Source organism: Streptococcus mitis ATCC 6249, from assembly GCF_000146585.1.
In the GTDB taxonomy this organism is placed as follows: domain Bacteria; phylum Bacillota; class Bacilli; order Lactobacillales; family Streptococcaceae; genus Streptococcus; species Streptococcus mitis_AZ.
The window spans coordinates 1,576,539-1,599,006 of sequence record NZ_GL397179.1; the positions used below are offsets into that span (position 1 = coordinate 1,576,539).

27 protein-coding genes are annotated in these 22,468 nt (G+C 42.2%); 7 read left to right on the forward strand and 20 right to left on the reverse strand.

Annotation, left to right across the window (positions count from 1 at the left end; all coding sequences use genetic code 11):
• Positions 1–10 precede the first annotated feature (10 nt).
• The 15 genes from alr to nrdR all read right to left on the reverse strand — a co-directional run bounded on the left by alr (position 11) and on the right by nrdR (position 14,421).
• Positions 11–1,114 (reverse strand): alanine racemase, encoded by a 1,104-nt coding sequence (gene alr, locus HMPREF8571_RS09265; protein ID WP_000648057.1) that lies wholly within the window; start codon positions 1,112–1,114, stop codon positions 11–13.
• A complete protein-coding gene (gene acpS / locus HMPREF8571_RS09270) occupies positions 1,104–1,466 on the reverse strand; it encodes a holo-ACP synthase (RefSeq protein ID WP_025168466.1) in 363 nt (120 codons plus the stop codon). Before acpS ends, alr begins: the two co-directional genes overlap by 11 nt.
• A 45-nt stretch (positions 1,467–1,511) precedes the next feature.
• A complete protein-coding gene (locus tag HMPREF8571_RS09275) occupies positions 1,512–2,543 on the reverse strand; it encodes a 3-deoxy-7-phosphoheptulonate synthase (protein WP_000864036.1) in 1,032 nt (343 codons plus the stop codon).
• A 1-nt stretch (position 2,544) separates the two neighbouring features.
• Entirely contained in the window at positions 2,545–3,576 is a 1,032-nt protein-coding gene (locus HMPREF8571_RS09280) for a 3-deoxy-7-phosphoheptulonate synthase (RefSeq protein ID WP_000232178.1), read from the reverse strand.
• Between the two features lie 79 nt (positions 3,577–3,655).
• Entirely contained in the window at positions 3,656–6,169 is a 2,514-nt protein-coding gene (gene secA / locus HMPREF8571_RS09285; protein ID WP_001284112.1) for a preprotein translocase subunit SecA, read from the reverse strand.
• A gap of 115 nt (positions 6,170–6,284) precedes the next feature.
• Positions 6,285–7,055, reverse strand: a complete 771-nt coding sequence (locus tag HMPREF8571_RS09290) for a DNA alkylation repair protein (RefSeq protein WP_001085880.1) — start codon at positions 7,053–7,055, stop codon at positions 6,285–6,287.
• 144 nt (positions 7,056–7,199) lie between these two features.
• On the reverse strand, positions 7,200–7,490 hold the full coding sequence (locus HMPREF8571_RS11535; RefSeq protein ID WP_000049298.1) for a hypothetical protein: 291 nt from the start codon (positions 7,488–7,490) through the stop codon (positions 7,200–7,202).
• Between the two features lie 19 nt (positions 7,491–7,509).
• Positions 7,510–7,848: a hypothetical protein gene (locus tag HMPREF8571_RS11520; RefSeq protein WP_000893495.1), complete on the reverse strand. Its 339-nt coding sequence runs from the start codon at positions 7,846–7,848 to the stop codon at positions 7,510–7,512.
• Between the two features lie 123 nt (positions 7,849–7,971).
• Positions 7,972–8,568 (reverse strand): LemA family protein, encoded by a 597-nt coding sequence (locus tag HMPREF8571_RS09305; protein ID WP_000812475.1) that lies wholly within the window; start codon positions 8,566–8,568, stop codon positions 7,972–7,974.
• 206 nt (positions 8,569–8,774) lie between these two features.
• Positions 8,775–9,626 carry a TPM domain-containing protein gene (locus HMPREF8571_RS09310; RefSeq protein ID WP_000830955.1) on the reverse strand — a complete coding sequence of 284 codons (852 nt, stop codon included), beginning with the start codon at positions 9,624–9,626 and terminating at the stop codon, positions 8,775–8,777.
• Positions 9,627–9,852: 226 nt separating this feature from the next.
• On the reverse strand, positions 9,853–11,163 hold the full coding sequence (gene der / locus HMPREF8571_RS09315; RefSeq protein ID WP_001207712.1) for a ribosome biogenesis GTPase Der: 1,311 nt from the start codon (positions 11,161–11,163) through the stop codon (positions 9,853–9,855).
• A 13-nt stretch (positions 11,164–11,176) separates the two neighbouring features.
• Positions 11,177–11,890 (reverse strand): NADPH-dependent oxidoreductase, encoded by a 714-nt coding sequence (locus HMPREF8571_RS09320; RefSeq protein ID WP_000140826.1) that lies wholly within the window; start codon positions 11,888–11,890, stop codon positions 11,177–11,179.
• A complete protein-coding gene (dnaI, locus tag HMPREF8571_RS09325) occupies positions 11,887–12,783 on the reverse strand; it encodes a primosomal protein DnaI (protein WP_000446484.1) in 897 nt (298 codons plus the stop codon). The genes HMPREF8571_RS09320 and dnaI overlap by 4 nt, the downstream gene beginning before the upstream one ends.
• A complete protein-coding gene (locus HMPREF8571_RS09330; RefSeq protein WP_000803925.1) occupies positions 12,784–13,947 on the reverse strand; it encodes a DnaD domain protein in 1,164 nt (387 codons plus the stop codon).
• Complete coding sequence (gene nrdR / locus HMPREF8571_RS09335) at positions 13,948–14,421, reverse strand: transcriptional regulator NrdR (protein ID WP_001203676.1); 474 nt, start codon at positions 14,419–14,421, stop codon at positions 13,948–13,950. It lies immediately after the preceding gene.
• A gap of 140 nt (positions 14,422–14,561) precedes the next feature.
• Between nrdR and HMPREF8571_RS09340 the strand changes: the two genes are divergently transcribed.
• The 3 genes from HMPREF8571_RS09340 to HMPREF8571_RS09350 are packed head-to-tail and all read left to right on the forward strand — an operon-like array spanning position 14,562 to position 16,371.
• The gene (locus HMPREF8571_RS09340; protein WP_000119123.1) at positions 14,562–14,927 is read left to right on the forward strand and encodes a GntR family transcriptional regulator; all 366 of its coding nucleotides are present in this window, start codon (positions 14,562–14,564) and stop codon (positions 14,925–14,927) included.
• A gap of 4 nt (positions 14,928–14,931) precedes the next feature.
• The gene (locus HMPREF8571_RS09345) at positions 14,932–15,627 is read left to right on the forward strand and encodes an ABC transporter ATP-binding protein (protein WP_000173185.1); all 696 of its coding nucleotides are present in this window, start codon (positions 14,932–14,934) and stop codon (positions 15,625–15,627) included.
• Positions 15,628–15,642: 15 nt separating this feature from the next.
• Positions 15,643–16,371 (forward strand): hypothetical protein, encoded by a 729-nt coding sequence (locus HMPREF8571_RS09350; RefSeq protein WP_000498752.1) that lies wholly within the window; start codon positions 15,643–15,645, stop codon positions 16,369–16,371.
• 31 nt (positions 16,372–16,402) lie between these two features.
• Here the strand turns inward: HMPREF8571_RS09350 and HMPREF8571_RS09355 are convergent, their stop codons facing one another.
• Entirely contained in the window at positions 16,403–17,098 is a 696-nt protein-coding gene (locus HMPREF8571_RS09355) for an LrgB family protein (RefSeq protein ID WP_001288940.1), read from the reverse strand.
• Positions 17,095–17,469: a CidA/LrgA family protein gene (locus HMPREF8571_RS09360; RefSeq protein WP_025168467.1), complete on the reverse strand. Its 375-nt coding sequence runs from the start codon at positions 17,467–17,469 to the stop codon at positions 17,095–17,097. The genes HMPREF8571_RS09355 and HMPREF8571_RS09360 overlap by 4 nt, the downstream gene beginning before the upstream one ends.
• Positions 17,470–17,665: 196 nt before the next feature.
• On the opposite strand from HMPREF8571_RS09360, the gene HMPREF8571_RS09365 reads away from it, so the two are divergent.
• The 3 genes from HMPREF8571_RS09365 (at position 17,666) to trxA (ending at position 18,698) form a co-directional block, all read left to right on the forward strand.
• A complete protein-coding gene (locus HMPREF8571_RS09365) occupies positions 17,666–18,046 on the forward strand; it encodes a MarR family winged helix-turn-helix transcriptional regulator (RefSeq protein WP_000221646.1) in 381 nt (126 codons plus the stop codon).
• A 100-nt stretch (positions 18,047–18,146) separates the two neighbouring features.
• Positions 18,147–18,368 (forward strand): DUF4649 family protein, encoded by a 222-nt coding sequence (locus HMPREF8571_RS09370; protein WP_000570263.1) that lies wholly within the window; start codon positions 18,147–18,149, stop codon positions 18,366–18,368.
• 15 nt (positions 18,369–18,383) lie between these two features.
• A complete protein-coding gene (trxA, locus tag HMPREF8571_RS09375; RefSeq protein ID WP_001029581.1) occupies positions 18,384–18,698 on the forward strand; it encodes a thioredoxin in 315 nt (104 codons plus the stop codon).
• A 95-nt stretch (positions 18,699–18,793) separates the two neighbouring features.
• Here trxA and HMPREF8571_RS09380 read toward each other — a convergent pair whose 3' ends face one another.
• Positions 18,794–19,462, reverse strand: a complete 669-nt coding sequence (locus tag HMPREF8571_RS09380; RefSeq protein WP_000714829.1) for an MIP/aquaporin family protein — start codon at positions 19,460–19,462, stop codon at positions 18,794–18,796.
• A gap of 145 nt (positions 19,463–19,607) precedes the next feature.
• Positions 19,608–19,955, reverse strand: a complete 348-nt coding sequence (locus HMPREF8571_RS09385; RefSeq protein WP_001133066.1) for a winged helix-turn-helix transcriptional regulator — start codon at positions 19,953–19,955, stop codon at positions 19,608–19,610.
• Positions 19,956–20,106: 151 nt separating this feature from the next.
• Between HMPREF8571_RS09385 and HMPREF8571_RS09390 the strand changes: the two genes are divergently transcribed.
• Positions 20,107–20,496 (forward strand): nuclear transport factor 2 family protein, encoded by a 390-nt coding sequence (locus tag HMPREF8571_RS09390; protein WP_000106206.1) that lies wholly within the window; start codon positions 20,107–20,109, stop codon positions 20,494–20,496.
• A gap of 168 nt (positions 20,497–20,664) precedes the next feature.
• Here HMPREF8571_RS09390 and pepF read toward each other — a convergent pair whose 3' ends face one another.
• Positions 20,665–22,461, reverse strand: coding sequence for an oligoendopeptidase F (gene pepF / locus HMPREF8571_RS09395; RefSeq protein ID WP_000435560.1), 1,797 nt, complete (start codon positions 22,459–22,461; stop codon positions 20,665–20,667).
• Positions 22,462–22,468 lie beyond the last annotated feature (7 nt).

Below are 22,468 nucleotides of genomic sequence, written 5' to 3' on the forward strand. Positions count from 1 at the left end.
TTTCTTTGTTTTAATCATACTCTCTCGGAATGCGGTCGCTGAGGAGACAAACCACCTCATAGTTAATGGTTCCACGGTAGGTCGCTACCTGAGTTGCTGTGATTTCCTTATCTCCGTCGGAGCCAATCAAGGTTACCTTGGTCCCTAGCGGGTAAACCTTAGGCAAGCGAATAGTGATTTGGTCCATCGAAACCCGCCCAACAATTGGGCAAGCTTGCCCATCCACCAAGACGGAGAAATTCTGCATGTCTCGTGTCCAACCATCCGCATAGCCGATTGGCACAGTGGCGATGATTTGTTCGCTATCCGTCTGATAAGTTGCTCCATAGCCCATGCAAGCTCCAGCTGGCACTGTTTTGACATGAACAAGGGCAGACTCCAAACTCAAGGCTGGTGTCAAATCATAGGGCAAGTCCAAGACCTCTCCACTAGGATTCAGGCCATACATGGCATCTCCCATACGGACTGCATTGAAAATAGTCTCTGCATGCCAGAGGGTCGTGGCAGAATTACTGGCATGGATCAGCTCTGGCACTTCCTTCATGCTTGACAGAATAGTCTTAAATCGTTCCAACTGGGCATTAAAGTAGGTGTCTGAAGCTTCATCTGCAGTTGCAAAGTGGGTAAAGATTCCCTCAACACGAGCACCCTCTTGCTTGAGCAAGTCTTGAGCCTCTTCAGCTTCACTAGCTTCTCGAAAACCAATTCGTCCCATTCCTGAGTCAATCTTGAGGTGAACCGATAAGCCAGATAAATCAGCCCCAGTGGCAAGCAATACTCGAATCCACTCCAGTCCAGCCACCGTCAAAGTGATGTCGTAATCTTTAGCTAGGTCAATAGCTTCTATTTCAGAAACTCCTAAGATAAGGATTTTCTTGCTAACTCCAGCCTGACGAAGTTCAATAGCTTCATCAATATTGGAAACGCAAAAGCCGTCGACATCGTCTTGGATAGCTGTCGCAACAGCTACAGCACCATGTCCATAGGCATTGGCCTTGACCACTGCCCACTTGAGCGTCCCTTTAGGGATATGATTCCCCATCTGTTGGATATTTTTTCGAATAGCTCCCAGATGAATCAGAGCCTTGGTCGGTCTATGTGGACTAGCTTTCATGATTTTCCTCCAAAATGACACTGGCTGTCACAAACTGATCTGTGTGGCTGATCGATAGCCAAATCTTTCCTGAAAATGGTGCCTGACTAAAATAGGGAGCCCCTTTTTCATTGTTCAAGACTTCCAAATCCTGAAAGGCCAGTTTGCCAATACCCGTTCCCAGAGCCTTGGAAAAGGCTTCCTTAGCCGACCAACGACCTGCCAAATATTCGATTTGTCTGCGACCATTGAGACTGGTAAATCGCTCCATTTCCTTAGTGGTCAGCACCCGCTTGGCAAATCCTGTATGCCGTGTAACTGCGCGTTCTATCGAAGCCAACTCTTCGATGTCAATTCCATGTCCAACTATCATTTTCATCAAAAGGAGTTGAGATTCCCCCAACTCCATCCTTTTCACTTATTTTGTTAAGGTAGTATAAATTTCGTCTACCAAGGCCACTGTATTTTCCCAACCTAGACAAGGGTCAGTAATAGAGCAACCAAAGACCTCTGGTTGGTTTTGGCGACCATCTGCTAGGTAAGATTCGATCATAAAGCCTCGAACCGTCTTTTTAATCTTTTCATTCCAATCACGATTCAGCAAGGCTTGACGAACAATGCGGATTTGTTCCATATACTGCTTGCCCGAATTGTCATGATTGGTATCGATAATGATAAAGGGATTTTCAAGTCCCATGGTCTCATAACGGTTGATAGCGTTTAAGAGGGTCTCATAGTAGAAGTTGGGTTCATTTTTTCCGTATTCATTCATGGCACCACGAAGGATCACGTGGGCCAAGGGATTTCCTGAAGTCTCCACTTCTTGGCCATGGTAAAGGAAGGTTTGCTTGTTTTGAGCTGCATAGATAGCATTAAACATGACCCCAAGGTTGCCTGATGTCGGATTTTTCATCCCAACTGGAGCATCAATCCCAGAGGCTACAAAGCGATGTTCCTGGTCTTCCACTGAGCGAGCTCCAACCGCATGATAGCTGACCAGGTCATCGACCAAAATGAGATTTGACGGATAGAGCATCTCATCAGCAGTCGTCAAGCCCGTTTCGGTAATCACACGGTAGTGCAGCTGACGAACAGCTTGCAAACCATTGATGAGACTAGGAGCCTCGCTAGCATTTGGCTGGTGAATCAAGCCCTTATAGCCATCTCCATTGGTGCGAGGTTTAGCTGTATAGACTCGCATGACGATAAAGATTTTATCCGCAACTTTTTTCTGCAAGTCAGCTAAACGGCGGGCATATTCCAAAACAGCCTCTTCGTTGTCAGAAGAGCAAGGTCCCATCACCAAAAGAATTCGGTCGTCCTCACCCGAGATGATAGCTGCCAACTCTCGATCTCGCGCTTCCTTATAACGCAAGACTTCAGGTGACAGCTGAGTTGCAGCCTTGATTGCTTCAATATCTATTTCTTGACCTTTTTCGATAAATGCCATCTTATTCTCCTAGCGTTTGGTAGATTTCGCGAACAAGTGCTTCCGTATTGTCCCAGCCTAGACAAGGGTCCGTGATAGACTTGCCAAAAACTTCTGGCTCATTTTGACGTCCATCTTCTAGATAGGACTCAATCATAAAACCACGAACGTATTTCTTGATTTTCTCATTCCAGTCACGGTTGATCAAGGTCTGGCGAACGATACGGATTTGATCCATGTACTGCTTGCCTGAATTGTCATGATTTGTATCAATGATGATAAAGGGATTTTCCAAGCCCATCTTTTCATACTGATCAATGGTATCCACTAAATTGTCATAGTAGTAGTTGGGAATATTTTTCCCGTATTCATTCAAGGCTCCACGAAGAATGGCATGGGACAATGGATTCCCTGTTGTTTCCACCTCTTTACCGAGGAAAAGGAAACTCTGTTTATTTTGCGCTGCATAAATCCCGTTAAACATAACATTGAGATTTCCAGATGTTGGATTTTTAAAACCTGTCGAAAACCCTGCTCCACTCGCTACAAAACGGTGTTGCTGGTCCTCAACTGAACGAGCCCCAACAGCCATATAAGAAATCAAATCATCCACCAAAGGAAGGTTTTCTGGGTAGAGCATCTCATCAGCAGTTGTCATTCCCGTCTCGGTAATTACACGATAGTGCAGTTGGCGAACAGCCTTGATTCCATTGATCAAACTAGGGGCTTCTGTCGCGTTTGGCTGGTGAATCAAGCCCTTATAGCCATCTCCATTGGTACGAGGTTTGGCTGTATAGACCCGCATGACCATAAAGATACGATCTTTGACTTCTTCTTGCAAAGCAGATAGACGCTTGGCATACTCGAGGACTGCCTCCTCATTATCAGATGAACATGGTCCAATCACCAAAAGAATACGCTGGTCTTCTCCACGGATGATGGCTTCTAGTTCTTGATCACGTTGGTATTTTTTCTCATAAGCCAAATCATCTAGTTTTGACAAGGCACGAACTTCTTCAATATTAATTTTGGGGCTTTTAGCTGTAAATACCATGATTCATCTCCTTATAAAGCAAACGGACACCAAGTAAAAAATGATTTTCACCAGGTATCCGCCTGTATCTTATCTCATATTATTGTCTCTTACCATGACAGTTCTTGAATTTCTTACCAGATCCACATGGACATTGGTCGTTTCGTCCGATTTGGCTCAAGTCCAAATCTTCTGGAAGATTTGCCTGCTGAGCTGCGATATTACGAGTCGCAGTTGTACTGATATTGTGTTCAACTTGCGGACGTTCTTGTTCATGGATTTGTGCTTTCATCATCAAGCGGGTCACATCGAATTCGATTGATCCAATCATGTCGTTAAACATGCGGAAACCTTCTGCTTGATATTCTACAACAGGGTTGTTTTGGGCATATCCACGAAGACCAACAGCATTTCGCAACTGATCAAGAGCATCGATATGGTCTGTCCACTTGTTGTCTACAACACGTAGAATCAAAACTTTTTGGAATTCTTTCACTGCATCTTCGTCACGAAGCTTAGCAACCTGGCTGTCATAGACTTTCAAGGCGCGTTGGAAAAGTTCATCTTTGATAGCTTGGTCTGACAGACCTGCAAGATCTGAACGGCTAATTGAATCTTCTGGAAGCAAGTTATACTTAGCAAAGTTCAAGATTGCTTCCAATTTTTCATCTTCTTTCGAACGAGCATGTGCATCCACGATACGGCCAATGGTACGACGGATCATAGCATGGATTTCAGGTGCCAAGTCACGATCTGCAGTAATGACATCATAACGTTGTGCATAGATGATCTCACGTTGTTCTCGCATAACGTCATCGTATTGAAGGACTTGTTTACGAGTGTCGTAGTTATTTCCTTCGACACGTTTTTGAGCTGCTTCAACCTGACGCGTTAACATGCGAGATTCGATGGCTTCGTCAGACATATTGAGGCGTTCAAAGACACCTTTCAAACGTTCTGAACCGAAACGTTTCATCAAATCATCTTCAAGAGACAAGTAGAATTGTGACTCACCTGGATCTCCTTGACGTCCTGAACGTCCACGAAGCTGGTTATCAATACGGCGACTTTCGTGACGCTCAGTACCGATGACGCAAAGCCCACCAAGTTCACGAACCCCTTCACCAAGCTTGATATCGGTACCACGACCGGCCATGTTGGTTGCAATAGTAACCGCACCACGTTGACCAGCGTTCATGATAATTTGAGCTTCTCTATAGTGGTTTTTCGCATTCAAGACTTCGTGAGGAACGCCTGCTGCTACCAATTTCTTAGAAATATAATCACTGGTTTCAACGGCAACAGTACCAACCAAGACTGGTTGACCTTTTTGGTAACGCGCCTTCACATCCTCAATAACAGCCTTGAATTTGGCATCGATACTTGCATAGAGAAGGTCTGAATGGTCAATACGTTGGATTGGACGGTTAGTAGGGATTGGGATAACACGAATGTTATAGATTTCACGGAATTCTTCTTCTTCTGTTTTACCAGTACCTGTCATCCCTGCCAATTTCTTATACATACGGAAGAGGTTTTGGTAGGTAATAGAAGCTGAAGTCTTGGTCTCGTCTTGGATTGGCACACCTTCTTTTGCTTCAATCGCTTGGTGCAAGCCATCAGAGTAACGACGACCTTCCATGGTACGACCCGTAAATTGGTCGACAATCAAGATTTCCTGCTCTTCACTAACCACATAGTCGATATCGAGAATCATGATATAGTTGGCACGGAGGGCATTGTCGATAAAGTGAGTAAGAGCTACATTTTCAATGTCATAGAGATTTTCTAGTTTGAAGTAGCTTTCAGCCTTGTCAATACCAGAGTCTGACAAACCGATTGTCTTAGACTGAACGTCAATAATATAGTCGTCCTTGTCCAAGGATTTCACGAAGTGATCCGCCATATGGTAGAGTTGGCTTGTTTCAACTGCGTTGGCACCTGAAACAATCAATGGTGTACGAGCTTCGTCGATCAAAATTGAGTCAACCTCATCGACCAAGGCATAATTGAGTGGACGTTGCACCATGTTTTCTGCACGAACGACCATGTTGTCACGAAGGTAGTCGAAACCAATCTCTGAGTTGGTTGAGTAGGTAATATCACAAAGGTAAGCCTCTTTTTTCTCCATTGGAGATTTAGCTGCCAAGTTAATCCCTACTGACAGACCGAGCCATGAGTACAATTCACCCATTTCAGTCGCGTCACGTTCTGTTAGGTATTCGTTGACTGTAACTACGTGAACCCCTTTACCTGCAAGGGCATTGAGGTACACTGGCATGGTCGCTGTCAAGGTCTTCCCTTCACCGGTACGCATCTCTGGAACGTCACCATGGTGAAGAACAATCCCACCCATGACCTGAACCTTATAAGGGAAAAGTCCAAGGACACGTTTTGCAGCTTCACGAACTACCGCAAAAGCCTCATATAGCAATGAATCAAGTGATTCACCCTTGTTGTATCGTTCTTTAAATTCGTCAGTTTTCGCTTTTAGTTCTTCGTCTGACATTGCAGCCATTTGGCTCTCATAGTTAAGAACCTTATCAGCCATCTTTTCCAGACGACGAAGTTCTCCTTTATCATTTTCAATAATCGTTTTTAAAATATTAGCCATGATTTTCCTTACTTTTTATTCTGAATATTTTAGAATGTTCTTTTAATTTTAGCATATTTACCATTATTTTTCAAGAAAGAATCCTTAATTTACAACGGAAAAGACCAGTCAAAATTCAGCTTTTTTTGCATAAATCTTCTGTTGCTATTTTTTTGTTTTTTGTTCGTGAGGCATGCTTGATGATCCAGGCACAACCTGAGCTTACATCCTCCTTCTGCCAAGTTTGAAGTATCCTTTCAAACTTATCAGGAGCTTCCTTGTATAAATCATTTAAATTATTGGCTACGCTTTTTTGAATGGACTTGTCTCCATCATCCTTTAGATTGGTCAGAATCGTGGTGAAATCCTCAAGATAATCTAACACCACGGTTTGTCTCTTAGCCCAAGGTAGACGGATACGCATACATTCGCTGGCAAGTCTGCGAACGCGCAAATTTTCATCCTGACTCCATTCTAACAGCAAGGCCATTGTAGCCTTAGGATAGCGAGCCAGTAAGGGCCTCATGGAAAATTCTCCCGTAAACCGCTTGGTGAGTTCCTTACTAAAGGCCGCGCTCAATTCAAATTCCTTGTCTCCATATAGCTCTACATATTTGCCGATTGGCCAAAGCCAATACCCTTCTGAAAACATGCCTAAACCACCCTCTAGCTCAGGACCTAAAATTTTCTCAAAAACCTTGAGAGAGTCCTGATAAGATAGGGGGAGAGATTCTTTGATGCTTTTAGCCAAGAGTTCTTGACGCTGGCTAAACTCCAACTCTTCCAAGTCTTTTTCTAGCAACAAGCTGAATTTTTGTCCATCAAAGGCAGGGGACGCTTCTTGCAACCGTCGACTCAAATCCCTAGCATAAGCCAAGTCATAATAATCCTTTACTTTTTTCGCCATTTTTTAAATCCCTTAATCTTCTTTTTACGGGACTTATTATATCATACAGATAGCCCATCAACAAAATCATTTTCACTTCTCAAACTATTTTGTCAAGAAAGTAAAAAGGACTAGAAGCTCGTCTAGTCCACCAATTTTTAATGTTTAATTTCCCAAAAATGCTGGCAATAAACCAAAGTACAAAAAGAGATTGATCCAGAAGGCCATGCAAAATAGGACTCCAAAGATAAAGAGACTGATCTTTTTAATAAGTATGGAGTATAGAATGGATAAAACACCAAAGACCACGAAGAGTTTTTTCATAACGAAATAATATACCGAAACCCCTGCTATTTGCCAACTCCAAGGAAGAAAAAATACGAGCAACCAGAGGATGCAAAACGTAAGAATGTAGATTTTGTAATAGCTATACATAAACTGCCTTACCTTTGACATCTTAAACCTCCTCTAAAAATTAGCTATTCTGTGATGAGTCTCTGTTATTGATCTGTCTCAGCTTGAACATTCTCTTCAGGCAGACATAGACTTTCCAGTCATTCACAAGAGACAAAAAGACTAAAAGAATCCATATCCCCCATCTTGTTAGATCCATGGGATTTTTCAAGATAAAATTGAAAATCAACAAAGAAAAAATTGTAAAAGCGATACTGAATAAAGCCCAAAAAGGGAGATAAATCCAATAAAAGTAATAGAAAAACACGAAATATTTACTATCTTTATCCGCCTTCTCAATCCAATGAAAAAAATAAAAGTATGGTGACAAGACCAAAAGTTGAAAAAGTCTTTCTAGCATAGCTTTCTCCAAGATTTCATTTTATTTTATTATACCAAAAAAACCTGGAAAAGGCTTTCCAGGTTTGAGTTTGAAATCACTAGTCATGCTAGAGAAATCCCTTTATTCATAGACTGATTCACTTTATTGGCTAGATGAAGATGTTCCAAAATCGACCTTAGGAACTGTCTTGGCTTCTTCTGTTTCTTTGAAGGTTTCAGCTTCTTTAAAGTTCATCATATTCGCAAAGAGCACAGTTGGAAAACTTCTCAGTTTTTGATTGTACTCGGCTGCGACCTTGTTATAATCCTTACGTGCTACAAATATTCGATTTTCACTTCCTGAAAGTTCGACCATTAGTTGCTCAACATTTTGATTGCTCTTGAGTTCTGGATAATTCTCCGTCAAGGAAATCAAGCGGGAAAGAGCGGAGCTCAATTCTCCCTGAGCCTTTTGGTTTTCTTCCGAAGTTACTGAGCTACTACCGATTTTAGCTCTAGCATCCGCAATCTTGGTAAAGACTTCAGTTTCATGATTCATTTGTCCTTTAACGGACTCCACCAAGTTACCAATCAAATCTGAACGACGTTGAAGGGCTGTCGAGACATCTGCCTGTGCCTGCTCCACCTTGGTTTGCTCAGCTACCAAACCGTTATAGGTCGTCACTGCGGAACAACTTCCCAGAACTAGTAGTCCAAAGATAATCGCCACTATTGAGAGAATTACTTTATTTTGTTTCATATCAAAACCTTAACACTTTCTTTTATCAACTTTTCTGAGAATTAACTCAATTAAATCCTATCTCAGAAGACTCAAACTAGATCTCTTAAGACTAGTTTCCTATTTTAAATCAATTTCCCAAAGGTTTAGTATCTTACTCTTGATTAAAGAATCAGTTGTGCCAACTTTAGAGTAACCTCATCCTATTCGTATCTATCTGTGATGAGTTACCAGCTATCAGACGAACCGCCGCCATCAAAGCCACCGCCGTCCCAGCCTCCAGATGAATCGGAGCCCGAGTCAGACCAAGAGGATCCTGAATCTGATGAGTCACCGCCCCACCAGCCACCGCCAGAATCATCTCCATGTGAACCGCCACCACGGCCTCCAGATATAAATCCAATGATCATCACGATGAAGTAAATGAGAATTCCAAATCCGATAACTCCGTCACTCGAACTGCTTTTTCGATGACGTCTCGAAGAACTGCTCTCACCAGCATACCTTTCAAGTTCCCTTAAGCGACTGGAGTTGGTGGTATAGTCGTAACTACTTTTAGAACTTGAAGCAGTCGTACTCGATCCACTATAGAACATGTAGTTGAGATTGTTTACTATCGAGAGAACTCCCTTGTTATAGTCACCATTTTTAAAGTAAGGGCGTGCTGTTGTCAAGAACCTGTGAGTCTGATAGTCAGTGATCTTACTGGCCACATTATTACTGGTTTCAATCCGTGATTTTCTATCCTCAACAGCAACCACAATCAAGGCGCCGTTTTTGTCTCCCGAGTAGCCAATCTTCCAAGCTCTAGCTGTTTCATTGGCGACTGTTTCGATTGTTTCTCCATCTAGGTTTTTCACAACGTAAACACCCATCTGGAATTTTTCTGATTTTTTACTATTGACATTATTCAATTCCCAAATCTGACTTATAGTCTCATCCGTTAAATAATGATCCGGGTCATAGATCCCGTACTCAGGTTTTTCAGGTGCTGTGAATGCTGACAAGAAGAGAAAAACCATCAGCAACCCAAGCAAGCGAACCAACAAACTATGTTTAAATAATCTGCTTCTTTTCATAATAACCTCCCTGATAAAGGAAAATTGATTTAAGGAATTATAGCATTTTGATTTTTACAAAAAAAGTGCATTTTCATTACAAATAGATTACAAAAGCTAGGAAAATGATTGAATTTTGATGACAGATTTTTCCTTCGTTTTAACAGGATTTTTTCACCTATTTTATAGAAAAAAGAAGACATACCAGTCTTCTTTTCAGTTATTCTTATTGAAAAATAAGCAAGGTTTACTTGCGTTTTCTTGCAATCAAATGAATCGGTGTTCCTTCAAAGACAAAGGCCTTGCGGATTTGATTTTCCAAGAAACGCAGGTAAGAGAAGTGCATGAGTTCTTCTTCGTTGACAAAGATGACAAAGGTTGGTGGCTTGGTTGCCACTTGGGTTGCGTAGAAAATCTTGAGTCGTTTCCCTTTATCTGTCGGTGTTGGATTGATAGCGATGGCATCCATGATGACATCGTTGAGCACCGCAGACGGAATACGCGTGTTTTGACTTTCGCTAATTTGCTTGATCATCTCAGGCAGTTTGTGAAGACGTTGCTTGGTCAAAGCTGAAACAAAGACAATCGGTGCGTAAGGCAGGTATTGGAACTGCTCACGGATGTCTTCTTCCCAGTTCTTCATGGTATGATTGTCTTTCTCAAGAGTATCCCACTTGTTGACCACGATGATCATTCCTTTACCAGCTTCGTGGGCAAATCCTGCGATACGTTTGTCATACTCACGGATACCTTCTTCTGCATTGAGGACCATCAAAACCACGTCAGAACGGTCAATGGCACGCATGGCACGCATGACAGAATATTTTTCTGTATTTTCATAGACTTTACCAGACTTACGCATACCAGCTGTATCAATCATGGTAAACTCTTGTCCATCAGCATCTGTAAAATGAGTGTCAATGGCATCGCGCGTTGTTCCAGCTACTGGACTAGCAATCACACGGTCTTCTCCCAAAATGGCGTTGATCAAACTTGATTTTCCAACGTTTGGACGACCAATTAAGCTGAATTTAATGACGTCTGGATTTTCTTCTTCGACTTCATGTGGTAGATTTTCCACGATGGCATCCAGTACATCACCCGTACCAATACCGTGGACAGATGAAATTGGCAACGGTTCACCTAAGCCTAGTGCATAGAAATCAAAGATATCATTTCGCATCTCAGGATTGTCAACCTTGTTAACTGCTAGGATAACAGGCTTAAGGGTTTTATAGAGTTTGCGAGCTACGTACTCATCCGCATCTGTAATCCCTTCTTTACCAGACACCACAAAGACGATGACATCTGCTTCTTCCATGGCAATTTCTGCCTGGTGTTTGATTTGCTCCATGAAGGGAGCATCGACGTCGTCAATCCCTCCAGTATCAATCATACTGAAAGAACGGTTGAGCCACTCACCCGTTGCATAGATACGGTCACGTGTCACACCCTCGACATCTTCTACGATTGAGATTCGCTCACCAGCGATTCGGTTAAAGAGGGTCGATTTCCCAACATTGGGACGCCCTACAATGGCAACAGTTGGTAAGGCCATGTTTTCTCACTTTCTAAAATAACTTTTTCTGTTCTAGATTCTTCCGAGTTGAACTAGGTTCGGCTTGGCCAAACTGCTCTGCCAAACGCTGACTCCAAGAGGTCGTCGCACGTGCACCAGCATAGTCTGCCTGTACTTGGTCATAGTCCAAAATCGCTTCAACTGGCTGTTCTTGGTATTCTTCTTCAAATACCACTTGCTTCAAAGGCAGTCTTGGTTTGACATCATGTTGTTGATCTGGTACGCCAAGGGCAATCCCAAAAACAGGGTAGGTATAGTCAGGCAAGTTAAAAAGCGCTGCCACTTCTTCCGACTTGTAACGAACCAAACCGATAATCACACCACCATATCCCAGACTCTCAGCCGCAAGCAAGGTATTTTGTCCAGCAAGCGCAGCGTCGACAGACGTGATGAGGAGACCTTCCACTCCTTGGGGTTGGAAAGTGTCCGTATGAAGGTTTGCTCCCTTTTCAGCTCGGTTCAAATCACCAACAAAAAGCAGGAAAGCAGCTGACTGGCGAATGGCTTCCTGAGGAACCAATTCATATAAGGCATCTTTCTTCTCTTGACTACGTACAAGAATCACAGAGTAGGATTGGAAATTTTTCCAAGATGACGCCATTTGTCCAGCAGTCAAAATCTCTTCCAAGTCTGCCTTAGGAATTTCTTGCTCCTTAAAGCGACGAACTGAAGTATGAGCTTTCATCAGTTTAATGGTTTCTGTCATCGGCGATTTTCTCCTTCTAGTCTTGTCTCCTCAGCCAAATAACGGATTCGTTCCATGACCCGTCTAGCTTCCCAAGTCTCATCATTTCCATTCTTTCCTTTGGCAAAATGTTTTTCCAAATCTTGGAAATTAAAGTTGGAAGTAAAGAAGGTCGGCAAATCTTCCTGCATACGATACTGGAGAATAACTTGGAGAATCTCATCACGCACCCAAGGGGTCGACTGCTCTGCACCAATATCATCCAAGACCAAGACTTCTGCTAACTTGATGTCATCCACCAAGGTCTTGACAGATCCTTCACCGATAGCATTTTTCACATCAATGACAAAACTTGGATAGTGGAGAATCGTCGTTGATGCCCCACGTTTTTCAGATAGGTCGTGAGCCAAAGCTGCCATCATAAAACTCTTACCGACACCAAAATCTCCGTAAAGATAGAGACCTTTTCGGATACTTGGGTAAAGGTCAACAAAGGCATAGAGTCTCTCAAAAATCGGCAAACGACCTAGATCATCTAGGTCAATCTGAGCCAATTTCGCTTTCTTGAGACTTGCTGGTAGGTTGATCAACTTGAGACGATTCTTGATAGCCGCCTCTTTTTCAGCCGCGATTAGTTCTGGAGTTTCTTCATAAGATACATCTGCATAGCCGTGATTCATGACCAAGATAGGCTTGTAACCACGCGCTATATAGTCAGCATCCCCACGAAGAAACTTATCCCGCTCTGTGATATATTGGTTAAACTTGGAGATACTACGATTTAATTCCTCTGGACTGAGGGATTCTTTCTGGATAAAAGCCGCTACATCTGGGTCCTTCATGATCTGCTGGACTAGGTCCTGATACTGAAAACGACTTGTCTGACGCTTGATAACGTCGCCAACACTTTCCATCTAGTCTCCTCCTTCTTCTAATCGGGCTAACATTTCTTGTTTTTTGCGTTCTAGTTCCAGACGAGTTTCCTCACTGGTTTGATTCTTGTATTCTGGATTACTCCACTTAGGAACATTTGTCTTAGTCGAGCTAGTTTTCGATTTCTGTTCTTCCTGACCTTTTTGCTGACGCTCTCGAATCCGAAGCACGGCTTCCTCTGCTGTCCGAATCTTGCGATAGGCATAGTCGTTTGCGACTTTCATAGCATATTTTTCATTGACATTGGCCGAATCAACCTTGTTAAAGGTTAAAAGTAAGACGATATTGATGACTTCGTCCAACAAGCCTAAAGACGCCATCTGGTGAAGGAGTTCTCTTTCACTTTGGGTGATGTTCCCCTTGCGCGTTTGCTTGATTTCGGCTAAAAATTCTAGGGGAGTTTTATTTTTGGCTTCCCTGATAATGGTCATTTCTTTGGGGCTAAAGTCAGAAGATGCTGGCTTTTGCGCAATCTTTTCACGCATGCGTTTGACTGAAATAACCTGAGCCACCGCTGTCGCCTTAGCTAATTGATAGGTTTCAAACCAGGTCCATTTTTTTTCATCTGCGATGGCGAACAATTCTAAAACATCCACCTGCTCGTCTTCAAAACGCAAGCCATCTCGAGCCATCAGACGCTGGAAATGTTCCAAGTCAAAATCATTTTTTAACTTGCTTTTAGACTCGCTTGGTGTCACTTCTTCAGTCAGGGTTGGAAAGACTTGACTCAAAGAAACAGAGAGGGCTTCTCCCTCACTTGGTGCCTGTTTCATAACAGAAACAGCTGTATCCCCTATCTTTTTCTCTAATAATCTGCTATAGACAGAATGACTTAGAAATTCCTGACTGGAGAGGGGAGAATGAAGCTGCAATTCATAGGTTTCTCCCTTCTGATAAAGGGTCAACAAATCCAAAGCAGATAAGACTTTGAAGGATTGGAGCAAGGTCGGCATGCCAAAGTTTAAGTGGTTGAGGATGTGGGAAAAGAGATATTCCTTTTGTCCACCATCCCAAAAGGTAATGGCATATAGATAGAGGCTCAGTGCCTCCTGACCGATAATCGGGAGGTAGCACTGCACCAGAGAAGAGGTATCTTGCGACACCCGATTATTCTTTAGAAAAGAAAAACGGTCATTTGGCTTCATCTATTTTTCCTTTTTCTTCTTAGAGGACTGGGTGATCTGCTGGAGCAGGCTCTCCAACTCACTCACATCCTTAAAGCTACGATAAACACTGGCAAAACGAACATAGGTAATCTCATCAAGCTCTGCCAATTCTTCCATGACTAAAGACCCAATATACTCACTTTGGATCTCATTCTCACTGCGACTACGGAGTTTTTGCTCGATGCGATTGACCACCATGCCGATTTCATCACTCGAAACAGGGCGTTTCTGGGCTGAGCGGATAATCCCATTAAAGATTTTATCTCTCGAAAACTGCTCTCGCGTACCGTCTTTTTTGACGACAACCAGCGTTCTTTCTTCTACTCGTTCATAGGTTGTAAAACGATGCTGACACTCATCGCACTCACGTCTTCGACGGATGGTATTTCCTTCTTCGGCTTGTCGACTATCAACAACACTAGACTTGGTAGCCCCACATTTTGGACAACGCATGCATTTCCCTCCTTGTCGTTTTCTTTTCATTATACCATTTTTTGAGCAATTCCCAAAACAATTCTTATTTTTACTTGACAAGTTTTTTGTTTTATTGTATTATTTAATTAGAACAATAAAGGCAAAGAAAGGAGACTATGATGTCCTGGTCATTTGATAATACAAAACCGATTTATTTACAGATTATGGAAAAAATCAAATTACAGATTGTTTCCCATGAACTGGAACCCAACCAACAGCTCCCAACCGTGAGAGAACTGGCGAGCCAGGCTGGGGTCAATCCCAATACCATCCAGCGCGCCTTATCTGACCTTGAACGTGAAGGATTTGTATACAGCAAGCGAACAACTGGTCGTTTTGTCACCGAGGATTTGGACCTCATTGTTCAGTCCCGCAAACAACTTTCCGAGGAGCAACTGCAACACTTCGTCTCTTGTATGCTTCAATTTGGCTACAAAAAAGAAGAACTGCCAAATGTATTAAGTGATTATATCAAAGGAGTTTAAGACTATGACATTATTAGCACTTGAGAATGTATCAAAATCTTATGGAGGCACTATTGCTCTTGAAAATATCTCACTTGAGATTTCGGCTGGCAAAATTGTTGGTCTCCTCGGCCCAAATGGATCTGGAAAAACGACCTTAATCAAACTGATCAATGGCCTCCTTCAGCCTGATAAAGGACGTGTTCTCATTAACGGACAGGATCCAAGTCCAGCCACCAAGGCGATTGTCTCTTATCTGCCTGACACAACTTATCTCAATGAAGAGATGAAGGTTAAGGATGCTCTAACCTATTTTAAAACCTTCTATCAAGATTTCAATCTCGAAAGAGCCCAACACCTGTTAGCTGATCTTGGCATTGATGAGAACAACCGCCTCAAGAAACTATCAAAAGGGAACAAGGAAAAAGTTCAACTCATCCTGGTTATGAGCCGCGAAGCTCGTCTTTATGTCCTCGATGAACCGATCGGTGGAGTGGATCCAGCTGCCCGTGATTATATCCTCAATACCATCATCAACAACTACTCACCAACCTCAACGGTACTGATTTCAACCCACTTAATTTCAGATATTGAACCAATCTTGGATGAGATTATCTTCCTCAAAGACGGAAAAGTCGTCCGCCAAGGCAATGTTGATGATATTCGTTACGAGTCAGGTGAATCCATTGACCAGCTCTTCCGTCAAGTGTTCAAGGCTTAGTTAAAGGAGATTATTATGTTTTGGAATTTAGTTCGCTATGAATTTAAAAATATCAATAAATGGTATCTGGCACTCTACGGTGCTGTGCTTGCAATTTCAGTTTTGATTGGAATTTTTATTAGCAGTCTTAGTCCTAGTTACAACCCTGATAATACAGGCTATCTCATTTTCTTTTTGATTTTAGTCTTCGGGGGACTCAGCGTCACTCTTTGGATTGCAACAATCTTTTTAATCATCCGAAGATTTAAGGGTAGTGTCTATGACCGCCAAGGATACTTGACCTTGACTTTGCCTGTCTCTGAACACCAAATTATTACTGCAAAACTCTTCAGTGCCCTTGTCTGGTCCATCTTAAGCTATATCGTCTTTATCTTAAGTATATTGATTATCATTTTCTTAACACCAATAGAAAAAGACTTCACTTCCCTCTATAACTTCATTTCTCCTTACCTCAGCCACGGTGGACTTTATGCGGTCTCACTACTTGTCAGCTCGATCTCCTGGATCTTGTCCATTTACCTCGCAATCTCAATCGGGCAACTCTTTAATGAGTATCGAACAGCTATGGGAATTCTGGCCTATATCGTCATTTCCATCGTTATTGGTTATATCACTTTCTTCTTCAGAGTTGACAATGACTTTAACGTGATAGCTGGTACAGAAATTCTGCGCAATCTCTTTTTATCAGCTATCTACTATCTCGGAACCTACTATATCTTGAAAAACAAGGTTAACTTGCAATAAAAAATGCCCAGCTAGAAAGCTGGGTTTTTCTTTAACTCAATATCAAGCTGGCTACAAGGGGGCTGACAAAGACATAAAGAATACCAGTGATACCGATAGCTAAGCCACCCATAGCTCCTGCTACAGAGCCGTAGCGAAGGGCCGTTCCTGTTCCGACAGCATGACCTGTCCCACCGAGGGAAAGTCCCACCGCAACTGGATCATCAATTTTCAACCACTTCAAAATGGTTGGTCCGATAACACTGGTCAAAATCCCAGTCGCCACTACGACGACCAAGGTCACAGTCGTCAAACCTTGCAATTTTTCTGTGATCCCCACTGCCATGGCGGTTGTTACTGACTTGGGAAAGAGAGAAATGGCTAGGAAAAAGTCCATACCAAATATTTTCGCTACTATGGCAGTAAAGCAAGTATTGACAACTACTGCTAACAGACTACCAAAGAGAATACTCCGAGCATGGTGCTTCATCAGGTGAAAACTCTTATAAAGCGGAATCCCTAGAGCCACGGTCGATGGGACTATCAAGTTGTTCAGATAAACCCCACCTTGATAGTAGTCTTGGTAAGAAATACCAGTCACCTTGAGAAAAATAATGATAAAAACAGCTGACAAAAGCAAGGGCGTTGTCAAAGGATGGGGAAAACGTCTGTAAATCAACATCCCTACTAGATAAGCTAGGATAGATAATGCAATCCCAAATAGGGGATTGGAAACAAATTCACTCATTTGGCGTCTCCTTTCTCATAATCTCCCTCAAACCGTCGTTTGATGAACTGAACCACTAGGGCTATAAGGATAATATTGATAACAGCCGCAAAAAAGACAATCAAGACAATGGGCAAGAGATAGGGGGCAATGACATCAAACTTTTCCATGATTCCCACTGCTGGCGGCAAAAAGAGAATGGTCATATTGGCCAGCAGAAAATTCCCCACCATATTGACATGCCTGATCCGTAGCCACTTGAACTGTAGGGCTAGAAAGAGAATAATCAACCCGATAATACTGCCTGGGATGGGCAGATGAAAGAAACTAGAAATTCCCTCTCCGATTAGAGAAATCACAAAGAGAATCATTAATTGAACATATAATTTCATCCTAAACTCCATGAAATAGACTTCTTGCATACCAGTTTACTCTTTTTTCAGAAAATTTCAAGGAAATATTGGAATTCTTCTTGCTTGCAAGGATTAGTTAAAAGTAGTATAATCATTGCATGCGCAATCATCTTGTGTTGCAAGAACAGTCAGTCATGACTTTGCTATTTTTACTTTGAAAAGAAAGGAGAAAGCAATGACCTATCTGGAAAAGTGGTTTGACTACAACCGCCGTCAAAAAGAAATGGAAGCCTTGTTAGAAGAAACCATCGCCCAGCAGAGTGAACAAAGGTTGACCTTGAAGGAGTTTTACCTGCTCTACTATCTGGACCTAGCTGATGAAAAATCTTTACGACAGATTGACCTGCCAGATAAACTCCATCTCAGCCCGAGCGCTGTTTCTCGAATGGTGGCTCGCCTAGAAGAGAAAAACTGTGGTCTGCTTAGTCGCCGATGTTGCGATCAGGATAGACGGGCTAGCTTTATCTGCCTGACTGACGAGGGACAGACAACTCTAGCTTACCTGCAAAAGGCTGTCGAAGAAAGACTGGAAACGAGTCTTGAATTCATTTCGTAATCAGATTTTTTAAAAAAGTTGCGTGCGCAATCATTTTTCTTGACATTCCTCTTTCCAAGGAGTACAATAAAGTCAAGATCAAACAACAAAGGAGTTTTATATGATCGAAATTACCTACCTAGATGCCAGCAAGCAAGAGAGAACCATGACTTTCGAGTCTTACCAAGACTTTGAACGTTCTCAACACGCCTGCCTTATCGGCGTCGCGGATTACTATACTGTCCAAAAATTAACCTACAATGGTCATGATTTGGACTACCATGGGACTTATGGAGATGTCTTCTTCTATCTCATGAAACAAGATTTAAGCCAATATAACTAAAAAAGGAGAAATACAATGGCAAAAGCAATTACAGATGCAACATTTGAACAAGAAACAAAAGACGGTTTGGTCTTGGTAGACTTCTGGGCAACTTGGTGTGGTCCATGTCGTATGCAAGGTCCAATCTTGGACAAATTGTCTGAAGAACTTTCAGAAGATGTCTTGAAAATCGTTAAAATGGACGTTGATGAAAATCCAAACACAGCTCGTGCTTTTGGAATCATGTCTATCCCAACCCTTCTCTTCAAAAAAGATGGCCAAGTTGTGAAACAGGTTGCTGGAGTACACACTGCAGAACAAATCAAGGCTATCGTTGCTGAATTGAGCTAATCACGAAACACTCCCATTCAAAAAGGGAGTGCTTTTTTGTTTGCATAGAAAAAGCCCTGTTCCTCAAACTGAGAACAGGACTCTTTTTTCGTTTCTTATTCTTCTGTTCCAAGGCAGTTTTTTGCAACAAGAGCTGCAAGTACACCACCAACGATTGGAGCAAGGATAAAAATCCAAACTTGTTCAAGAGCTGCGCCACCAACCAAGACAGCTGGAGCCAAACTACGAGCTGGGTTTACTGAAAGTCCAGTGATGTTCAATCCTACAAGGATCATAGCCATCAAGGACAAACCGATTACCAAACCAGCAATCGCGCCATTTCCTTTGCTTGCTGATGTTACAGTCATAATAACCAAGACAAACAAGAAAGTTGCGATGACTTCAAACAAGAATCCACCAAAGACAGTGACACCGTTTGCCAAGGCATTTTCACCAAGACTAGCAGTTGACATGCCTGAGTTAGACAAGAGGAAGAATACCGCAGCTGACGCAAGGAAAGCTCCAACTACTTGTCCAAGGATGTAGTTTACAAGTTCTGAAGATGACAAACGTTTGTTTACAAACATAGCGATCGAAACAGCTGGGTTCAAGTGAGCACCTGAAACAGTTCCGATTGAGAAAGCTGCGACTACAATTGCCAAACCAAAGGCAAAAGCAATTCCAAGGTGTCCAAGACCTTCAACACCATTCCCAAAAACAACAGCTCCTGTTCCGATGAACACAAGCATAAATGTACCGATTAATTCAGCAACAAATTTTTTCATGATAAGTCTCCTTTTTTTAAACTACGTATTAGTCTATCAAAAGAAGGAAAGGGTTTCAAGAAAATTGATTGGAAATTTACTGGTTTGCCTTACTGTCTTTTAATTGAGGGATTCGATAAAAAATACATTCCCTCTATGGGACTTATCAGTTGCCTATCTCATTAGCATTTAGCAACTTAATATAATCCAGACCCCAGTTTTCGACAGCATCTAAAACAACTCTGAATTTCTGCCCCATTTCGGTTAAGCTGTACTCAACTCGTGGGGGAACTTCGGCATAGACCTTTCGTTGAACAATCTTATCCTTTTCTAATTGACGGAGATGACGGGTCAAAATAGTTTGAGTAATCCCAGGCAATAATCTCTGCAATTCTTTAAATCGTTTTGTACCCGTACTCAACTGATAAATGATTACCAGTGCCCATTTCCCTGTTAAAACCCTCTGCGTTGTCGCAAATGGACAAATACCATACTCACTCACTTTATTTGGCATAAAATATCTTCTTTCTATTTTTTTAAAAAAAATTTATCTTTTAGTAGCAACAATAGTACTAGTTTTGATACCAGCTATCGAAAAAGTGTCTACTTGTTTTTTAGATTGTAACTGTTACAATTATATCATAAAAAAGAAATGGAGAATAGATATGTCAACAAACTTAGAAATTTTTAATGCTTATAACCAAGCTTTAATTGCTGGTGACTTTCCTGGTGTCTTTGAAACGATGGCAAACGATATTATCTGGCATCAACCTGGTACTCATAGTATATCTGGTACAGTTGTTGGTAAGGACAAGCTAGGAACTCACCTAGCTACATTTGCTGAGAAAACTAATGGAACCTTTAAGGTGATAACAAATTGGGTTTCTGACAATAAGGATTTAATCGCAGCTAATGTTACTTTTCTCGGAACACGTGCTGATGGTACTGAACTCAATATGAACGGGATTGACCTCTTCCGTATTGAAGACGGAAAAATCAAAGAAGTTTGGCTCTTCTCTTCAGATCAAGCTGAAGAAGATAGCTTTTGGGGATAATTTAAGAGGCCGGGACAAAAAATTTTGATTTTAGGAATTCTTTATTATAAATTTTTAAAATCGATAGATTAGAAAAAAAGCGAACAAGACAGTATTCTGAGTGTCAGATAACTCGTTTTGTTCGCTTTTTATATTTAAGGTTAGACTTTTGTCCCAGACTCTTTTAATTTATTCTCCCAACTCAGCACTGTAGGCGATAATCTGGTCAACTGTATCAGACAAGAATTGGATAGTATCACGGAGTGGTTTGTCTGTTGAAATATTGGCTCCGATAATCATGGCTGACTCGAGCGGTGTCTTACTGCCACCTGATTTGAGGAGATTGAGCCAATCTTCAGCTCCAGTTTCTGAATGTTTCAGATGAAGGTAACCCGCTGTCGAGATGACTAGTCCAGCTGAGTAGGTGTAACTATACAAGCCCATATAGTAGTGAGCTTGACGCATCCAAGTCAAAGCCGCATCGTCGTCAATTTCAATGGCATCTCCCCAGAAATCCGTCAAGACTTCCTTCATAATGCTGTTGAGCTTGCTTGCTCCGAAGGTTTCTCCTTCTTCAATCAATGTATAAACCTTACGCTGGAAGGCTGCTTCCAAGAGGTGGGTGATAAAGTTATGGAAGTAGGTGTCTGTCAGACGATGAGCAAGAGCGAAGCGTTTCTGACGAGGGTCGTCAGACTGGTGCTCCAAATAATCACTTAAAAGCAATTCATTGAAGGTTGATGGCGCTTCGACATAGTAAGTAGACATGTGGGCATTAAAGTAACTCTGATGATTGTCAGAAAAGATAAATTGACCAGAATGCCCGATCTCATGAATCAAGGTATAAACATCGCTCAAACGACCTGTCCAGCTCATGAGGACATATGGATGCACGCGATATGGATCCGCCGCATAACCACCAGAATCCTTGCCACTATTGGCAGCGAAGTCCACCCAGCGTTCTTCTTGATAGCGAGCAACTTCCTGACAATATTCTTTTCCCAAAGGTTCTACTGACTTCATGACCAAATCGTAGGCATCATCAATGCTCACTTCAGGATTGAGGGCACTGTCCAAGTCTAGCTTCCAGTCTGCAAAAGTCATCTTTTCAAGACCATTGACCTTGGCAACATGCTTGAGGTATCTCTGAGCTACTGGCGCAAAGTCCTTCATGATGAGGTCGATCTGACGATCAAACATGGCACGGTCTACTTCCTGCTCAGCTAAAAGATAATCAAAAACTGAGTCGTAGCCCTTCATATCTGCCAGTAGTTTTTCAGACTTGACTTGAGCTAGATAGGCTGCAGCTGCCGTATTCTGGTGCTTACGGAGTCCTTCTGAGAAAGAACGGAAGGATTTTTCACGTACCTCCGCATCCTCGTGGTTTTGGTAGAAATTCTCATAGGTAACAAAGCTGTTTTTGTAGGTCTTGCCATGGGCTTCAAAATCATCCATTTCAAAATCCCCAGCTCTCATCTTAGTATAAATGTCCTGTGGACTGTAGAAAACTTCACCGAGATTGGTCAAGGTCTTCTCCACATCTGCCCCAAGATAGTGGGCTTTTTTGATTTTGGCCTGACGAATAGCTGCCGTCAAGTGAGGCAATTCACCCAAACGATCCAAGACTTCCTCGTCTGCTGCCACCAAGGCGTCGTCAAAGAAGGTCAAGGCTACACTGGCATCTGTTTCAAATTCCATTCCAGCTTGGGCAATGTTGGCAAAATCTTCATTGCTATAGTCTGTCGTCTGAGGCATAAAGGCATAATTGCCGATATGACTCATCTGGATATAGATTTGCTCCAATTCCGCAAAGGCCTTCTCAAAATCCTCAAAAGTGTGAAGATTGCCCTTGTAGTCACGGCTAAATTGGTTAATGTCTTCGCGAGCTTTCTCGATTGCACGCAAAAAATCCTCACGGTCTTGGTATAGGGCGGTTAAATCCCAAAGTTCCTTTTCTGGAAATTCTGAACGGTGTTTTTGTTCCATTTTCTTC

Excerpts from the sequence above, each read along its gene's own strand:
- nrdR (WP_001203676.1), bottom strand. The coding sequence starts at position 14,421 with ATGCGTTGTCCAAAATGTGGGGCTACCAAGTCTAGTGTTGTTGATAGT.
- HMPREF8571_RS09305 (WP_000812475.1), bottom strand. The coding sequence starts at position 8,568 with ATGAAACAAAATAAAGTAATTCTCTCAATAGTGGCGATTATCTTTGGA.
- HMPREF8571_RS09370 (WP_000570263.1), top strand. The coding sequence starts at position 18,147 with ATGATCGAAATTACCTACCTAGATGCCAGCAAGCAAGAGAGAACCATG.
- HMPREF8571_RS09320 (WP_000140826.1), bottom strand. The coding sequence starts at position 11,890 with ATGACAGAAACCATTAAACTGATGAAAGCTCATACTTCAGTTCGTCGC.
- HMPREF8571_RS09290 (WP_001085880.1), bottom strand. The coding sequence starts at position 7,055 with ATGGCGAAAAAAGTAAAGGATTATTATGACTTGGCTTATGCTAGGGAT.
- HMPREF8571_RS09345 (WP_000173185.1), top strand. The coding sequence starts at position 14,932 with ATGACATTATTAGCACTTGAGAATGTATCAAAATCTTATGGAGGCACT.
- HMPREF8571_RS11535 (WP_000049298.1), bottom strand. The coding sequence starts at position 7,490 with ATGTCAAAGGTAAGGCAGTTTATGTATAGCTATTACAAAATCTACATT.
- HMPREF8571_RS11520 (WP_000893495.1), bottom strand. The coding sequence starts at position 7,848 with ATGCTAGAAAGACTTTTTCAACTTTTGGTCTTGTCACCATACTTTTAT.
- HMPREF8571_RS09355 (WP_001288940.1), bottom strand. The coding sequence starts at position 17,098 with ATGAGTGAATTTGTTTCCAATCCCCTATTTGGGATTGCATTATCTATC.
- HMPREF8571_RS09365 (WP_000221646.1), top strand. The coding sequence starts at position 17,666 with ATGACCTATCTGGAAAAGTGGTTTGACTACAACCGCCGTCAAAAAGAA.
- HMPREF8571_RS09350 (WP_000498752.1), top strand. The coding sequence starts at position 15,643 with ATGTTTTGGAATTTAGTTCGCTATGAATTTAAAAATATCAATAAATGG.
- HMPREF8571_RS09280 (WP_000232178.1), bottom strand. The coding sequence starts at position 3,576 with ATGGTATTTACAGCTAAAAGCCCCAAAATTAATATTGAAGAAGTTCGT.
- der (WP_001207712.1), bottom strand. The coding sequence starts at position 11,163 with ATGGCCTTACCAACTGTTGCCATTGTAGGGCGTCCCAATGTTGGGAAA.
- HMPREF8571_RS09360 (WP_025168467.1), bottom strand. The coding sequence starts at position 17,469 with ATGAAATTATATGTTCAATTAATGATTCTCTTTGTGATTTCTCTAATC.
- HMPREF8571_RS09310 (WP_000830955.1), bottom strand. The coding sequence starts at position 9,626 with ATGAAAAGAAGCAGATTATTTAAACATAGTTTGTTGGTTCGCTTGCTT.
- alr (WP_000648057.1), bottom strand. The coding sequence starts at position 1,114 with ATGAAAGCTAGTCCACATAGACCGACCAAGGCTCTGATTCATCTGGGA.
- trxA (WP_001029581.1), top strand. The coding sequence starts at position 18,384 with ATGGCAAAAGCAATTACAGATGCAACATTTGAACAAGAAACAAAAGAC.
- dnaI (WP_000446484.1), bottom strand. The coding sequence starts at position 12,783 with ATGGAAAGTGTTGGCGACGTTATCAAGCGTCAGACAAGTCGTTTTCAG.
- HMPREF8571_RS09275 (WP_000864036.1), bottom strand. The coding sequence starts at position 2,543 with ATGGCATTTATCGAAAAAGGTCAAGAAATAGATATTGAAGCAATCAAG.
- HMPREF8571_RS09330 (WP_000803925.1), bottom strand. The coding sequence starts at position 13,947 with ATGAAGCCAAATGACCGTTTTTCTTTTCTAAAGAATAATCGGGTGTCG.
- HMPREF8571_RS09380 (WP_000714829.1), bottom strand. The coding sequence starts at position 19,462 with ATGAAAAAATTTGTTGCTGAATTAATCGGTACATTTATGCTTGTGTTC.
- acpS (WP_025168466.1), bottom strand. The coding sequence starts at position 1,466 with ATGATAGTTGGACATGGAATTGACATCGAAGAGTTGGCTTCGATAGAA.
- HMPREF8571_RS09340 (WP_000119123.1), top strand. The coding sequence starts at position 14,562 with ATGTCCTGGTCATTTGATAATACAAAACCGATTTATTTACAGATTATG.
- HMPREF8571_RS09385 (WP_001133066.1), bottom strand. The coding sequence starts at position 19,955 with ATGCCAAATAAAGTGAGTGAGTATGGTATTTGTCCATTTGCGACAACG.
- pepF (WP_000435560.1), bottom strand. The coding sequence starts at position 22,461 with ATGGAACAAAAACACCGTTCAGAATTTCCAGAAAAGGAACTTTGGGAT.
- HMPREF8571_RS09390 (WP_000106206.1), top strand. The coding sequence starts at position 20,107 with ATGTCAACAAACTTAGAAATTTTTAATGCTTATAACCAAGCTTTAATT.
- secA (WP_001284112.1), bottom strand. The coding sequence starts at position 6,169 with ATGGCTAATATTTTAAAAACGATTATTGAAAATGATAAAGGAGAACTT.